This is a genomic window from Roseobacter sp. HKCCA0434, from assembly GCF_032464675.1.
GTDB lineage: Bacteria > Pseudomonadota > Alphaproteobacteria > Rhodobacterales > Rhodobacteraceae > Pontivivens.
The window spans coordinates 1-14,193 of the sequence record NZ_JAWDKL010000031.1; the positions used below are offsets into that span (position 1 = coordinate 1).

Sequence of the window (14,193 nt, forward strand, 5' to 3'; positions counted from 1 at the left end):
GACCGCTTGGCCTCCGACTTGCGATCACCGCATGACCGGCCAGCAGCGCCCCGGCATCGGTCTCGACCCGCACGCCGCCCGCCTCCTCGCGCACGGCGCGCACGGTCGCGCGCAGCACCTCGCCGCCCATCGCCTCGAATCGCGTCCGCAGCCGCGCGATGAACGCACCGGGATCGCTCAGATGCCGCGCCCGCGGATGGAAACTCGCCCCCGTCGCCTCCAGCGCCAAGCCCGGCTCCATCTCCCGCAAGCGTGCCGGATCGAGCGCCTCCACCGCCATGCCATGCGCAGCCTCCGCCGCCACTTCCGCCGCCGCCATGTCCGCCCCGCGCGCCCCGGTCCAGACCGAGACCTGCCCGCGCGCCACCACCAGATCGCCCGCATCGGCCTCGGCGATCAGCGGGTCGATCCCGGAATCCGCGCGCGCCAGCAGCCAGGCGAGGTCGCCCGCGATGGCCCGGCTGCGCCGCTTCGTGCAATTGGCGAGGAAGGCGAGATGCCACCGCATCTCCCGCACCAGATGCAGCGGGGCCGCGCGCAGCGGGCTCTGCCCACCGCCCAGCAGTCCCGGCAACCGGCGAAAGATCGACGGATCGTTGATCGGTAGGCAGGAATAGCTGGCGAAGACCCCGGCACTGCCCGCCGCGGTCCCGTCCTCGGGCCGCGCGGGATCGATCAGCACCACGCCCAGGCCCCGCATCCGGGCCCACAGCGCCGTGGCCGTGCCGACGATGCCGCCCCCCGCGATGACCAGATCGTGCCGTTCCATGTGCGCGATCAGGTCACGCGGGCCGCGCGGCCGTCAAGCCAGGCTCGGCTCGCCGACCTTTTCCAGCCCGAACTGGTCATGCAGCGCCTGCACCGCCAGCTCCATGTACTTGCGGTCGACCAGCACGCTCACCTTGATCTCGGAGGTGGTGATGACCTTGATGTTGATGTTCTCCTCGGCCAGCGCGCGGAACATCCGCCCCGCCACCCCGGCGTGGGAGCGCATGCCGATCCCGACGATCGAGACCTTGGCGCACTCGGTATCGACCACGAGGTCGTCATAGGCGACGGACCCGTCCGCCTTGCCGCGCTCGACCGCCTCGGTCGCGCGGGCCACATCGTCCACGGGGCAGGAGAAGGTGATGTCCGTGAACCCCTCGGCCGAGATGTCCTGGATGATCATGTCCACGTTCACCCCCGCATCGGCCAGCGGGCCGAAGACGCTGGCCGCGATGCCGGGGCTGTCGGCCAGGTTGCGCAGGGTGATCTTCGCCTCGTCGCGGCTGTAGGCGACGCCCGATATGACGTTGGATTCCACGATTTCCTCCTCGTCGCAGACGAGCGTGCCGGGCTCGTCGGAAAAACTCGACCGCACGGCCAGCCGGACCTTGTGCGCCATGGCCAGCTCGACCGAGCGGACCTGCAGCACCTTCGCGCCGAGGCTCGCCAGCTCCAGCATCTCCTCGTAGGCGATGCGGTCGAGCTTGCGCGCCTTCTTCGTGATGCGCGGATCTGTGGTGTAGACCCCGTCCACGTCCGTGTAGATGTCGCAGCGCTCCGCCCCCAGTGCAGCGGCGAAGGCGACGGCGGTGGTGTCGGACCCGCCGCGGCCCAGCGTGGTGATGCGCCCGTTCGGCCCCAGCCCCTGGAAGCCCGCGATGACCGCATGGGTGCCCTCGGCGAATTTCGCGTCCAGCCCCTCGGTCTCGATCGCCTCGATCCGGGCCGCGCCATGCGCGTCGCTGGTGCGCACCGGCACCTGCCAGCCCAGCCAGGAGCGGGCATCAACGCCCATCTGCTGCAAGGTCAGCGCCATCAACCCCGCCGTCACCTGCTCGCCGCTCGCCACCACGCTGTCATATTCGCGCGCGTCGTAGAAGCCGGGGCGGTTGTCCCCCTCGGGGCTGGCCGCGTCGCGGACCCAGCCGACCAGCTCGTTGGTCTTGCCGGACATGGCCGACACGACGACGGCCACGTCGTAGCCCGCGTCGATCTCGCGTTTCACCTTGGTCGCGGCATTGCGGATGCGGTCGAGATCGGCCACCGAGGTGCCGCCGAATTTCATCACGAGGCGGGGCATTGCAGGATCCTTGCGCTTGGTCGCCGCGGGTCATAGCCCGCGCGGGCCGAGGGGGCAAGCGCGCGGCGTGCTCCGGACACGTCTTGGCGACATCCTGACGGCTGGGCCCTGGCCTCGGATACTCCGGTGAGAGCCGGGCGCGCGAGAATGGCACGGCACGGATCGACCTGCATCGCGTTCTGACCCCGTGTGGCCCGGCCGCGCGTTAACGATTTACCCCTGCCAGCCATCTGCCATACGCGTGCCATACGCCTGCCATACGCATCGCAGACCACGTTTTTCGCGGTAAGGTCGGTGAAGATCGCGTTAACCCGGCTCAGTTCACCTTGCGCGGGCCGAAGGGCAGGGGCACCACCGGGATGCCGTCCTCGACCAGCTTCTTCGCATCCTGAGCCCGCGCCTCGCCCCAGATCGAGCGCTTGTCGGACTCGCCCTCGTGGATGCGCCGCGCCTCGGCGGCAAAGTCCTTGCCGACGTAGTCGCTCTCGCTCTCGACCTTCTTGCGCAGGGCTGCAAGTGCCTGTTCCGCCGGGGTTTTCTGACCCGACAGGGGTGCGTCGGCCTTTCCGACACGCGGCGCCATCAGCGCCTTCTCGACCTTGCCCTCGCCACAGATGGCGCAGCTGAGGTGCCCGCCCGCGCGCAGCCGCTCATAGGTCTCCCCATCGGGAAACCAGCTTTCGAAATCGTGCCCCGCGGCACATCTGAGCGCGTATTTGATCACCTGCCGTCACCGGAACGTCGAACTGGAGGTCTATGTAGCAACCCCCTAGGCTCGTTTGAAGCCACCAAACCGGAGTCCCCATGCCCCCCTGGCCCCAAATCCTCGTCCTCGCCACCGCCGCGCTCGTCGCGGGCTATGCAGCGCAGGGCGGGGCTGGGGCGGGGGGTGTGATGCTGGCCGTCGGGATCGCGGGGGGACTGGCGATCCTCGCGCTCAGGGTCCTGATGCCACCGCAGGTGGAGCAGGCGTCGGGACCGGCGGACCGGGTATCGCTGCCGCGCGGCGCGGGGCGGCAGCTGCTCGAACAGGTGCCGGGACCGATCTTCGTGATCGATGCGCGCGGGCGGATCATCTATTTCAACCGCGCCGCGCGCGAGATGGCGCCCCGCCTGCCCAACGGCGCGCATGTCTCGCAGCTCTACCGCGCGCCCGCCTTCGTGGAGGCGGTGGGCGCGATCCTCGACGGCGCCGTGGAGGCCGAGATCGCCTTCTCCGCCAGCACCGTGACGGGCGAGGCGCAGCTCTCCGCCCAACTGCGACGGCTCGAGGGCGAGGCCGAGCTGGGCCCCGGGCCGATGGCGCTGCTGCAGGTCTCCGACCAGACGGACCGGATGGCGACGGAGCGGATGCGCACGGACTTCATCGCCAATGCGAGCCACGAGCTGCGCACGCCGCTCGCCTCGATCATCGGCTATATCGAGACGTTGCAGGGCCACGCGCGCGACGACCCGCAGGCGCGTGAGCATTTCCTGACGGTCATGGCCCGGCAGGCCGCGCGAATGCAGCGGCTGGTCGAGGACCTGATGTCGCTCAGCCGCATCGAGATGAGCGCCCACGCCGCCCCGACCGACCGGGTCGATCTGCCCGACCTGATCCATGAGGTCGTGGACGGCATGGCCCCGCTCGTCCGTCGCATGGAGGCGACGCTGGACGTGGAGGAGGTACCTGACTGCACGCTGTGCGCGGATCGCGACCAGCTGGGGCAGGTCATCACCAACCTCGTCGACAACGCCCTGAAATACGGTGGGACGGGCGCGCATGTCCGCCTGTTCGCCGCCGATGCCGATCCGCGCTATCCCGGCCTGACCGGGGTGACCATCGCCGATGACGGCCCCGGCATCGCGCGCGAGCACCTGCCGCGCCTGACCGAGCGGTTCTACCGGGTGAACGCCAAGCAGAGCATGGAGAAGGGCGGCACCGGGCTGGGCCTCGCCATCGTCAAGCACATCCTCGCGCGCCACGGCGGCGAGCTGGGAATTGAGTCGGAACCGGGAGAGGGGAGCCGCTTCACGCTGTGGCTCCCCTGTCTCGATCCAGAAGATGTGTCGTGATTTCAGGTGATTAAACTGTCACAATTCCGCAAAGGCCGGCTGCTAGAAAGCGCCCAGCTTCGGTTCGCCGGAGGCAAGCGCGGTCGATCCCGGCTGCACAATCTACCCGGGCCAAGAGGCCCAGATATCGGAGTTTCCATCGTGAAAACCATGAACCTCGTTGCCCTCGCGACCGCCGGCCTCGTCGCCGCCGCTGGCGCGAACGCCCAGTCGCGCGATCAGATCCAGATCGTCGGTTCCTCCACCGTCTTCCCGTTCTCCACCGCCGTGGCGGAGCGCTTCGGCGACACCACCGACTTCGCGACCCCGATCGTGGAATCGACCGGATCGGGCGGCGGCATCGAGCTGTTCTGCGCCGGCGTCGGCGTCGAGCATCCGGACGTGACCAACGCGTCGCGCCGCATGAAGGCCTCCGAGCTCGAGACCTGCATGGAAAACGGTGTCGAAGAAGTCACCGAGGCGCTGATCGGCTATGACGGGATCGTTCTGGCCAACTCCAACGACGCACCGGTCTACGACCTGACCATCGGTCAGATCTGGCAGGCGCTGGCCGCCGACGGCCCGCTGCCGACCATGTGGAACGAGATCGACCCGTCCCTGCCCGCGGTCGAGATCGAGGTCTTCGGCCCGCCGCCCTCCTCCGGCACGCGCGACGCGTTCGAGGAGCTGGTGATGGAAGAGGGTTGCGAGACCGTCGAAGGCGCGGACTGCGAGAACTCCGCCGAGATCCGTGACGACGGCGTCTATGTGGACGCTGGCGAGAACGACAACCTGATCGTGTCCCGTCTGGAGGCGAACCCGCAGGCCATCGGCATCTTCGGCTTCTCCTTCCTCGACCAGAACGCCGATGCGATCCAGGGCTCCCTGATCGCCGGTGTCGAGCCGACCTTCGACGCGATCGCCGATGGCGACTACCCCGTGTCCCGCTCGCTCTACTTCTACGTCAAGAACGCGCATGTCGGCGTCGTTCCCGGCGTGCAGGAATATGCCAACATGTTCATGTCCGACGACATGATCGGCGAAGACGGCTCCATGCTCGACATCGGCCTGATCCCGCTCGACGAGGACGCGCTGGGCGAGCAGCAGGAGCGGGTCTCCGGCCTGACCGTCCTGACCGCGGACGACTTCGAATAATCTGCCCCGCACCTGCGGAGGCTTGATACGGGCAGGGGCACCTTTTACGGGTGCCCCTGCCTTGAACTTCCCGGGGACCTGTCCCCGACCCCATGCCGGAGGCTCCCTAATGGCGCTGGTCATCGCTCTTGTCCTCATCACCGGATTGTCGATCCTGACCTATGGCGCCTCGCGCCAGAAGGCGGTCAGCGCGGCAGGCGGCGACCTGTCGAAGCTGCATTCGCGGCCGAGCTATCACGGCACGTATTCGCTCTTGTGGATCCTGATCGCGGGCGTCGGCACGCTGCTGGCCGTGGACATCCTGTGGTCGATGCTCAACGAGCGGATCTACATGTCCATCATCATGGATGCTGATCCGACGCTGAACGCGCTGGAGCGCAACCGCGTCCTCTCCGACGCGCACCAGATCGCCGAGGGCGGCATCGTCGCGCGCACCGGCGACCTGCGAGAGAGCCTGGCCGCCACCATTTCCTCGATGGACCTGTGGCGGCGGATCGGCGTGGTCGTGCTGCCGGTCCTGGCGGCGCTGACCGCCGCCTGGCTGACCTACGGCAAGATCGGGGTCGAGTGGCGCGCCCGCAACCGGTCCGAGCAGATCATCCGCGGCACCCTGCTGGTCTGCGCGGCCATCGCGATCCTGACCACCGTGGGCATCGTGCTGAGCCTGATCACCGAGACCATCAACTTCTTCGCCAAGATCGACTGGCAGGTGCACAAGTACCTGTTCGGCACCACCTGGTCGCCGCTGTCGGGCATCAGCGAGGGCCAGCTCGACCCCGACAAGGTGGGGGCGGTGCCGCTGTTTGCGGGCACGTTCATGATCACCATCATCGCCATGCTGGTGGCGGTGCCGGTGGGTCTCTTCGCCGCGATCTACCTGTCGGACTTCGCCTCCAAGCGCACCCGCGCCTGGGCCAAGCCGATGCTGGAGATCCTCGCGGGCGTGCCGACGGTGGTCTACGGCTTCTTCGCCGCGATCACCGTGGCGCCCGCGATCCGCAATGCGGGCGAGTGGCTGGGTCTGAACGTCGACAGCTCCTCCGCACTCGCCGCGGGGACGGTCATGGGGATCATGATCATCCCCTTCATCTCCTCCCTGTCGGACGACGTCATCAACGCGGTGCCGCAATCCTTGCGCGACGGCTCGTTCGGGCTGGGGGCGACGCGGGCCGAGACGATCCGCCAGGTCGTGCTGCCCGCCGCCCTGCCGGGAATCGTGTCGGCGATCCTGCTCGGCATCTCACGCGCGGTGGGGGAGACGATGATCGTGGTCATGGCCGCGGGGCAGGGCGCGAACCTGACCTGGAACCCGCTGGAGGCGGTCACGACCGTCACCGTGCAGATCGTCATGCTCTATACCGGCGACACCGAGATCGAGACCGCCGCCGGTCCCGTCTTCGCGCTGGGCTTCACGCTGTTCTGCGTGACGCTCGCGCTCAACGTCGTGGCGCTGCGCATCGTGCGCCGCTACCGCGAAATGTACGACTGAGGAGAGGTGCAATGGTCGCGATGAGCGAACTGAGTGCCCATCACGGGTCCGAGGCGTCCAAGCGCCGCCTGAAGAAGCGCCGCGCGGCGGAGCGTCGGCTGCGCCTGTACGGCATCGCCGCGATCGTGCTGGCGGGGCTCGCGCTGGTCACGCTGATGTGGTCGGTCGTGGGCAACGCCCGCTACGCGCTGAGCGAGAGCTACATCACCCTGCCGGTGACGCTGGATGCCGAGGCGCTGGAGGTCGATCCGAACGACCCCGAGACGCTGCGTCGCGGCGATTACGAGGACGTCATCCGCGACCGGTTCCGCGACCGCTTCGCCTATGTGTCGGGCCGGACCGACCGGCGGGAACTGGGGGACCTCTATTCCAGCGCCGCACCGCTGGAACTGCGCGACCGCGTGATCGCGGATCCGTCTCTGGTCGGACAGACCGTGGAGGCCCGGATGCTCGCCTCCGACCTTACCGACCTCTACCTCAAGGGTGAGTACGGGCGGCTGCGCGCGCTCGATGCCGATGCGGACGTCACCTTCGACGCGGTCGATGAGGAGACGGTGCGGATCGAAGCGGACGCGCCGATCTTCCGCGAGATCTTCGAGGACGTGCAGTCCGACCTGCTGGACCTCGCCGCCCGGCGCGGGCGCGAGGCGGGTCGACAGCAGGCCGGCGTGACCGAGTTCGAGCGTCGCGCCGAGGTGGCCGAGACGGCGGAGGAGCGCGAGAGCAACCTCGCCGAGGCCGCCCGCCGTGCCGACGCGCGCGACGCGCTGGAGGACGAGGCCGCCGACCTGCGCCGCCGCGGCGAGGCCGAGACCGGCTTCGAAGCCTTGGACGAGGATAACGAGAGCGTGCTGATCCGCATCAATGGCGGCTGGCTCAAGGCCACCGGCGTCGGCCCCTCCGAGCTGGAGGCGACCGTCGCGGCACCGCTGTCGAACACCGATCTGACGGATCCGACCTACGAGATCCTCGTGCAGCCCGTGCCCGAGGAACAGCGCCGGGTCAGCGACAACCGCATCATCTGGATCGAGGAGCTGCGCGACGAGGGCGCGATCGACCAGGTGTTCAACTGGCGCTTCTTCACCGGCGGCGACAGCCGCGATCCGGAGCGGGCAGGCATCTGGGGCGCGGCCGTGGGGTCGTTCTGGACGATGCTCGTGACCTTCGTGCTGGCCTTCCCGATAGGCACGCTGGCGGCGATCTACCTGGAGGAGTTCGCGCCCCGAAACCGGTTCACCGATTTCGTCGAGGTGAACATCAACAACCTCGCCGCCGTCCCGTCGATCGTGTTCGGCCTGCTGGGCCTCGCGGTGTTCCTCGGGTTCTTCGGCGTGCCGCGCTCGGCCCCCGTCGCAGGCGGCATGGTGCTGGCGCTGATGACGCTGCCGACCATCATCATCGCGAGCCGCGCGGCCATCCGGGCCGTGCCGCCGTCGATCCGCGACGCGGCGCTGGGGCTGGGGGCGTCGAAGCTGCAGACCAGCTTCCACCACGTGCTGCCGCTGGCGATGCCGGGCATCCTGACGGGGACGATTATCGGCATGGCGCAGGCGCTGGGCGAGACGGCACCGCTGATCCTGATCGGGATGGTCGCCTTCATCGTCGACATCCCCACCGGCATCACCGACAGCGCGACTGTCCTGCCCGTGCAGGTCTTCCGCTGGTCGGACTTCCCCGAGCGCGCCTTCGAGGCCCGCACCGCCGCGGCGATCTGCGTGTTGCTCGCCTTCCTGGTGCTGATGAACGCAATCGCCGTCTTCCTGCGCAAGCGCTTCGAGCGGCGCTGGTAATCGAGCTGGTCAAAGGACAGACTGACATGAACAACATGCGCATGACCGAGAAGAGCCTGATGAACCAGGATACCAAGATCGAATCCCGCAACGTGGACGTGTTCTACGGCGATACCCACGCGATCAAGGACGTGGATGTCGACATCCTCGACAAGACGGTGACGGCCTTCATCGGACCGTCGGGCTGCGGCAAGTCGACCTTCCTGCGCTGCCTCAACCGCATGAACGACACGATCGACGCGGCGAAGGTGACGGGGCGCATCCTGCTCGACGGCGAGGACATCTACGACAAGTCGGTCGATCCGGTGACGCTGCGCGCGCGGGTGGGCATGGTGTTCCAGAAGCCCAACCCGTTCCCCAAGTCGATCTACGACAACATCGCCTACGGCCCGCGCATCCACGGGCTGGTGAACAACAAGGCCGATCTCGACGAGGTGGTCGAGAAATCGCTGCGCCGCGCCGCGATCTGGAACGAGGTGAAGGACCGTCTCGACCAGCCGGGTACGGGGCTGTCGGGTGGTCAGCAGCAGCGGCTGTGCATCGCGCGCGCCATCGCGACGGCGCCCGAGGTGCTGTTGATGGACGAGCCGTGCTCGGCGCTCGACCCGATCGCCACCGCCCAGATCGAGGAGCTGATCGACGAGCTGCGGCAGGACTTCGCCGTGGTGATCGTCACCCACTCGATGCAGCAGGCCGCGCGCGTCAGCCAGAAGACGGCGTTCTTCCACCTCGGCGTCATCGCCGAATATGGCGAGACCAACCAGATCTTCACCAACCCCGTCGACAAGCGCACGCAGGATTACATCACGGGTCGCTTCGGCTGATCCAAGAGAGGAGGGCCGGAAAATGGGTCCGCATATCGTATCATCGTTCGACGACGACCTCATCGCCGTCCAGGCCCGCATCTCCGAGATGGGTGGGCTGGCGGAGGAGCTGCTGTCTTCCGCGCTGGAGGCGGTCAAGAACCGCGACCCCCAGCTCGCGCAGGAGGTCATCGCCCGCGACAAGCGGCTCGACAAGATCGAGCTGGAGGTCGAGCAGCTCGCCACCCGCGTCATCGCCCTGCGTCAGCCGATGGCGGGCGACCTGCGGCTGATGATCTCGGCGCTCAAGATGGCCTCGACGCTGGAGCGGATCGGCGATCTGTCGAAGAACATCGCCCGCCGCGCCGTCTACCTGTCGAGCGTGCGGCCGGTGAAGCTCAGCTCCTCCATCGTGCGCATGGGCCAGCAGACGCTGGGCCAGCTGACCGAGATGCTCGACGCCTTCACCTCGCGCGACACGGCCATCGCCGTCAGCGTCTGGCGCCGCGACATCGAGATCGACGAGGTCTACAACTCCATCTTCCGCGAGGTCGTGACCTACATGATGGAGGATCCGCGGACCATCGGCCTCGGCTCGCAGCTGCTGTTCATCGCGAAGAACCTGGAGCGGATCGGCGACCACGTCACGCACCTGGCCGAGATGACCTACTACATCGTCGAGGGCGAACCGCTGGGCGACGACCGCCCCAAGGGCGAGCCGATCGGCCTGGACGGGTTCTGAGGAACGGGACATGGCGAAGGTTCTGGTGGTCGAGGACGAAGCGCCGCTGGCGGAGCTTCTGAACTACAATCTCGGCAAGGAGGGCTTCGACGTCATCCTCGCCGACGATGGCGACGATGCGTTGGTCATGGTCGAGGAGGACGCGCCCGATATCGTGCTGCTCGACTGGATGCTGCCCAATGTCTCGGGTGTCGAGATCTGCCGCCAGTTGCGTGCACGGAACCAGACCCGCGACATCCCGATCATCATGCTGACTGCGCGCGGCGAGGAGGAGGACCGGATCCGCGGCCTCCAGACCGGCGCGGACGACTACCTGACCAAGCCCTTCTCGATGTCGGAACTGGTGGCGCGGATGCGCGCGGTGCTGCGCCGGACGCGCCCCGGCGTGGCGAGCGACGTGGCGACCTTCGCCGACATCACGCTCGACCGCGAGACGTGCCGGGTGAAGCGCGGCAAGCGCGACGTGCATCTGGGCCCCACCGAGTTCCGCCTGCTCGACGTGCTGATGCAGCGTCCGGGTCGGGTGTTCAGCCGAGAGCAGCTGCTCGACCGGGTCTGGGGACAGGACGTCTATGTCGAGATCCGCACCGTGGACGTCCATGTCGGGCGCTTGCGCAAGGCGCTGAACCGCCGGGGGGAGAAGGATCCGGTCCGCACCGTCCGCTCCGCCGGATACGCGCTCGACGAGACCTACGAGCCGGGCGCGCGGGCATAGCGACACAAAGACTTCTTCCCATAACTGTTTGGTAGCGTAACAATCCTGCCGCATAACGAATCGGGGAGGATTCTTGGATGACTGGAATGACACGGCGCGGGGCACTGCTGTCCGGGGCCTTTGCAGCCACGGCCCTCGCGGCTCCGAATGTTCTGAAGGCGCAGACGCTCGAATTCACGATGCCCGTCTGGGTGCCGCCGCGCAGCGCGGTGCCATATTATATTCTGGATCCATATTTCGAGATTGTCTCGGATGTGACAGGTGGGCGCGTTCGGTTCCGTGTCGGGACAGGCGATTCTGGACCGCCTCCCGCACAATATGAGCGGACAAGGACCGGCGTCTCCGATCTCAGCTTCGCGCTTCATGGATATAGTGGGCCCGATGCCTTCTTGCGCTCGCAGATCGGACAGTTCTCTTTTCTCGGAGACAGTTACGGTACGTCCGTGGTTTTCTCCGACATCTACCGCAACATACTCGATGCAGACGCGGAGCATGAGGGTGTCGAATTGCTTGGCCTGTTCACGCATGGTCCGGGGCTGATCATGACACGCGACCGCCGGATCGAGACGATCGGCGATCTGGAGGGGCTGCGTATGCGCAACTCCGGTGGATATATCGCCCAGCTTCTAGAGCAACTTGGTGCGGAATCGGTGGCTATGCCGCCGGGTCAGATCGCAGCTGCCCTTGATGAAGGCGCGATAGACGGGACAGCATTGCCCTATGAGGCGCTGCCTGCCTTTGGCGTAACGCCCCATATCGGACATTTGCTGGAATTCCCCGGTGGCATCTACAACGCGACCTGGTTCTTCGTGATGAATCGGGACAAGTGGAACCTGATCTCCGACCGCGATCAGCGTGCCATCAAGGAGGTCTCGGCCGAAGCGATCGGACCTCTCGCCGGAAAGAGTTTCGACCATGTGGACTATCTGGGCAAACAGGATGCCGAGGCCGCGGGGATCGAGATCCGACGCGCCAGCGACGAGTTGATCGCCGATATCGAGATGCGCGGCCGCGCCTATGAGCGGCAGTGGATCGAACGGGTCGCCGCGCAGGGCTTCGATGCGGAATATGCCTTGACCACCTTGCGTCGCCAGACGGGGCAGAGCCAGCTCTGAGCCGACGCACGCTCGATATAGTCAGGTCCCGCCGCGTCGCATGAGGCGGGGCCGCAATCCGGCGGGATCGGTCAGCGGCTGCCCGACCGGCGGTCGCGGCGGGACGACATGGGCTGGAAGGCGACTGCGGTGTGCGCCTCGCAATAGGGCTTTCCCGGCTGGCAGGGCAGACCGCAGAACCAGAACTCCTCGGTCGCCGGATCGCCGATGGGCCACTTGCAGGTCCGCTCGGTCAACTGCATCAGCGTCAGCTTCTTCGCGTGCTTCTCCACCTCGGCGAGGTTGGCCAGCGCCTCGGCGCTGATCTCGTTCGCGGAAGGCTGCGGCGGCAGCGGCTGGCCGGCGGTGATGATCGGCTTGCGCGGCGGAATGGGCGCATTGGCGGGCTTCGGCTCGACCTTGGCGGCGGGTTCTGGCGCGGGCGTCGGCTTGCGCGGCGGCGCCTCCTTTTCGGGCGGCGGGGTGGCGGCCTTGACCTCCGGCGCGGGCTCGGCCGGTTTCGCGGGCGCCGCCGGGGCCGCGGCCGTCCGGTTCGACAGGCCCAGCCGGTGCACCTTGCCGATCACGGCGTTGCGGGTGACGCCGCCCAGCTCCTTCGCGATGACGGAGGCCGACTTGCCCTCCGACCACATCTGCTTGAGGATTTCCACACGCTCATCGGTCCACGACATCGGCCCCGCCTTCCTCATCTTCCAAAAACGAAAATGCGGCCCATATGACCGCACACCGCATACCCTTGCGTTTCGAGTGCATATTATGGCTTCGCGCCGCCCGGATACAAGAGGCGGCTCCGCGTCGCCCGCGACGACGAAGGACAATACCATGAGCCAGACCGACATCCGCCCGATGGGAGAGCGCCGCTTCGGCCGCTGGAACAGCCTGGGCACCCGCACCCTCGCGATGCGCGAGATCCGGCGCTTCACCAATGTCTGGACGCAGACGCTGGCCGCGCCGATGGCGACCGCGCTTCTGTTCATGCTGATCTTCGTGCTCGCACTCGGCGACCGGCGGGGGGACGTGATGGGAATGCCCTTCGCGCAGTTCCTGGCACCTGGGATCGTGATGATGACGGTGATCCAGAACGCCTTCGCCAACACCTCGTCCTCCATCGTCATCTCGAAGGTTCAGGGCAATATCGTCGACACGTTGATGCCACCGCTGAGCCCGATGGAGATCATGGCGGGCTACGTCGCGGGCGGCGTGGCGCGCGGGGCGCTGGTCGCCGTCTTCGTGGCGCTGGTGGTGTTCCCCTTCGCCGGCGTCGGGGTGGCGCAGCCGGTCTGGGCGCTGGTCTTCGTGCTGCTGGGCGCGACGCTGATGAGCCTCGTCGGCATCCTCGCCGGTGTCTATGCCGAGAAGTTCGACCAGATGGCCGCGATCACCAATTTCATCGTGACCCCGCTCAGCTTCCTGTCCGGCACGTTCTATTCGATCGAGACGCTGCCGCCCGCCATGTCGGTCATCAGCCACGCGAACCCGGTGTTCTACGTGATCGACGGGTTCCGTTACGGCATTCTCGGGCAATCCGACAGCTCGCCCTGGCTGGGCGCGGCGATCATCCTGATCGTCATCGCGGCGCTGTGGTACGTGTGCTGGCGCTTCTTCGTGACCGGCTATCGTCTCAAGAGCTGAGACGAGCAGCGGCGGGCCGTGGGACGGCGATCCTACGGATGTGCATCGCACTTCATGTCGGCCAAGTCCGCATGACCGTCCTGCGTTGCGCCTCCACCTGCTAAATCGCCGTGCCGGGGGGCGGGTCACGCCGAAGGCGTGCTTCCAGCACGACCGATGCGCGGCGGGCTAGCGCCCTAGATTCCGCGCTTATCTTAGACCGAACACCCGCGCCACCGCTTCCCGCTCCGGCCGCAGCGACAGCCTTCGCGCGGCCTCCTCCGCCAGCATCCAGTGCGGCCGGTGATCCGGCTCGCTGGGCGGGCCGAGGCGCAGGCCGGGCCGGCAAAGGTGGATCGTGCAGACCTTGCGCGCCCACATGTCGTATTCGGGCATGTAGGTGTGCCGCTGGTAACTCGTCAGCCGCCGGACCGGCGCGATGGTCCAGCCGGTCTCCTCCCTCACCTCGCGGTGCAGCGCCGCGCGCGGCTGCTCGCCCGGATCGACGCCACCGCCCGGCAGGACCAGCGGCTCCCACTCCTGGCTGGTCGCGACGACCATGATCCAGCGTCCGTCGGCGATCAGCGCATAGGCGCCGGGGCGTTCGCGGTAGGAGCGCCCGATCTGGGGCTGTTGACCGAATCGGCGCATGGCAGGCTCCCGTTCGGGCG

General features: G+C 67.5%; 13 protein-coding genes and 2 pseudogenes. 10 read left to right on the forward strand and 5 right to left on the reverse strand.

Annotated elements, in window-relative coordinates; all coding sequences use genetic code 11:
- The 3 genes from RX333_RS15285 to RX333_RS15295 form a co-directional block, all read right to left on the reverse strand.
- A partial coding sequence (locus tag RX333_RS15285) for an FAD-binding oxidoreductase (protein ID WP_316015824.1) occupies positions 1–769 on the reverse strand: 769 nt, incomplete at its 3' end.
- A 33-nt stretch (positions 770–802) separates the two neighbouring features.
- Positions 803–2,068, reverse strand: a complete 1,266-nt coding sequence (locus RX333_RS15290; RefSeq protein WP_316015825.1) for an aspartate kinase — start codon at positions 2,066–2,068, stop codon at positions 803–805.
- Between the two features lie 316 nt (positions 2,069–2,384).
- Positions 2,385–2,792 (reverse strand): DUF1178 family protein, encoded by a 408-nt coding sequence (locus RX333_RS15295; protein ID WP_316015826.1) that lies wholly within the window; start codon positions 2,790–2,792, stop codon positions 2,385–2,387.
- An 80-nt stretch (positions 2,793–2,872) separates the two neighbouring features.
- On the opposite strand from RX333_RS15295, the gene RX333_RS15300 reads away from it, so the two are divergent.
- The 9 genes and pseudogenes from RX333_RS15300 to RX333_RS15335 all read left to right on the forward strand — a co-directional run bounded on the left by RX333_RS15300 (position 2,873) and on the right by RX333_RS15335 (position 11,911).
- Positions 2,873–4,123, forward strand: a complete 1,251-nt coding sequence (locus tag RX333_RS15300) for a sensor histidine kinase (protein ID WP_316015827.1) — start codon at positions 2,873–2,875, stop codon at positions 4,121–4,123.
- A 150-nt stretch (positions 4,124–4,273) separates the two neighbouring features.
- Positions 4,274–5,257: a substrate-binding domain-containing protein gene (locus tag RX333_RS15305; RefSeq protein WP_316015828.1), complete on the forward strand. Its 984-nt coding sequence runs from the start codon at positions 4,274–4,276 to the stop codon at positions 5,255–5,257.
- Positions 5,258–5,366: 109 nt separating this feature from the next.
- A complete protein-coding gene (gene pstC, locus RX333_RS15310) occupies positions 5,367–6,746 on the forward strand; it encodes a phosphate ABC transporter permease subunit PstC (RefSeq protein WP_316015829.1) in 1,380 nt (459 codons plus the stop codon).
- 20 nt (positions 6,747–6,766) lie between these two features.
- Positions 6,767–7,231: pseudogene (locus tag RX333_RS17260) on the forward strand (DUF3333 domain-containing protein); the annotation flags it as partial.
- 543 nt (positions 7,232–7,774) lie between these two features.
- Positions 7,775–8,536, forward strand: a pseudogene (pstA, locus tag RX333_RS17265) (phosphate ABC transporter permease PstA); the annotation flags it as partial.
- Between the two features lie 26 nt (positions 8,537–8,562).
- Positions 8,563–9,360, forward strand: coding sequence for a phosphate ABC transporter ATP-binding protein PstB (gene pstB, locus RX333_RS15320; RefSeq protein WP_316015831.1), 798 nt, complete (start codon positions 8,563–8,565; stop codon positions 9,358–9,360).
- 22 nt (positions 9,361–9,382) lie between these two features.
- Positions 9,383–10,081: a phosphate signaling complex protein PhoU gene (gene phoU / locus RX333_RS15325; protein ID WP_316015832.1), complete on the forward strand. Its 699-nt coding sequence runs from the start codon at positions 9,383–9,385 to the stop codon at positions 10,079–10,081.
- A gap of 10 nt (positions 10,082–10,091) precedes the next feature.
- Positions 10,092–10,796, forward strand: a complete 705-nt coding sequence (gene phoB, locus RX333_RS15330) for a phosphate regulon transcriptional regulator PhoB (RefSeq protein ID WP_316015833.1) — start codon at positions 10,092–10,094, stop codon at positions 10,794–10,796.
- Positions 10,797–10,873: 77 nt separating this feature from the next.
- Positions 10,874–11,911, forward strand: coding sequence for a TRAP transporter substrate-binding protein (locus tag RX333_RS15335; protein WP_316015834.1), 1,038 nt, complete (start codon positions 10,874–10,876; stop codon positions 11,909–11,911).
- 71 nt (positions 11,912–11,982) lie between these two features.
- Here RX333_RS15335 and RX333_RS15340 read toward each other — a convergent pair whose 3' ends face one another.
- The gene (locus RX333_RS15340; protein WP_316015835.1) at positions 11,983–12,582 is read right to left on the reverse strand and encodes a GcrA family cell cycle regulator; all 600 of its coding nucleotides are present in this window, start codon (positions 12,580–12,582) and stop codon (positions 11,983–11,985) included.
- A gap of 151 nt (positions 12,583–12,733) precedes the next feature.
- On the opposite strand from RX333_RS15340, the gene RX333_RS15345 reads away from it, so the two are divergent.
- Positions 12,734–13,543 (forward strand): ABC transporter permease, encoded by an 810-nt coding sequence (locus RX333_RS15345; protein WP_316015836.1) that lies wholly within the window; start codon positions 12,734–12,736, stop codon positions 13,541–13,543.
- Between the two features lie 189 nt (positions 13,544–13,732).
- Here RX333_RS15345 and RX333_RS15350 read toward each other — a convergent pair whose 3' ends face one another.
- A complete protein-coding gene (locus RX333_RS15350; protein WP_316015837.1) occupies positions 13,733–14,173 on the reverse strand; it encodes an NUDIX domain-containing protein in 441 nt (146 codons plus the stop codon).
- Between the last annotated feature and the right edge of the window lie 20 nt (positions 14,174–14,193).

Excerpts from the sequence above, each read along its gene's own strand:
- RX333_RS15290 (WP_316015825.1), bottom strand. The coding sequence starts at position 2,068 with ATGCCCCGCCTCGTGATGAAATTCGGCGGCACCTCGGTGGCCGATCTC.
- RX333_RS15300 (WP_316015827.1), top strand. The coding sequence starts at position 2,873 with ATGCCCCCCTGGCCCCAAATCCTCGTCCTCGCCACCGCCGCGCTCGTC.
- RX333_RS15305 (WP_316015828.1), top strand. The coding sequence starts at position 4,274 with ATGAACCTCGTTGCCCTCGCGACCGCCGGCCTCGTCGCCGCCGCTGGC.
- pstC (WP_316015829.1), top strand. The coding sequence starts at position 5,367 with ATGGCGCTGGTCATCGCTCTTGTCCTCATCACCGGATTGTCGATCCTG.
- pstB (WP_316015831.1), top strand. The coding sequence starts at position 8,563 with ATGAACAACATGCGCATGACCGAGAAGAGCCTGATGAACCAGGATACC.
- phoU (WP_316015832.1), top strand. The coding sequence starts at position 9,383 with ATGGGTCCGCATATCGTATCATCGTTCGACGACGACCTCATCGCCGTC.
- phoB (WP_316015833.1), top strand. The coding sequence starts at position 10,092 with ATGGCGAAGGTTCTGGTGGTCGAGGACGAAGCGCCGCTGGCGGAGCTT.
- RX333_RS15335 (WP_316015834.1), top strand. The coding sequence starts at position 10,874 with ATGACTGGAATGACACGGCGCGGGGCACTGCTGTCCGGGGCCTTTGCA.
- RX333_RS15340 (WP_316015835.1), bottom strand. The coding sequence starts at position 12,582 with ATGTCGTGGACCGATGAGCGTGTGGAAATCCTCAAGCAGATGTGGTCG.
- RX333_RS15345 (WP_316015836.1), top strand. The coding sequence starts at position 12,734 with ATGAGCCAGACCGACATCCGCCCGATGGGAGAGCGCCGCTTCGGCCGC.
- RX333_RS15350 (WP_316015837.1), bottom strand. The coding sequence starts at position 14,173 with ATGCGCCGATTCGGTCAACAGCCCCAGATCGGGCGCTCCTACCGCGAA.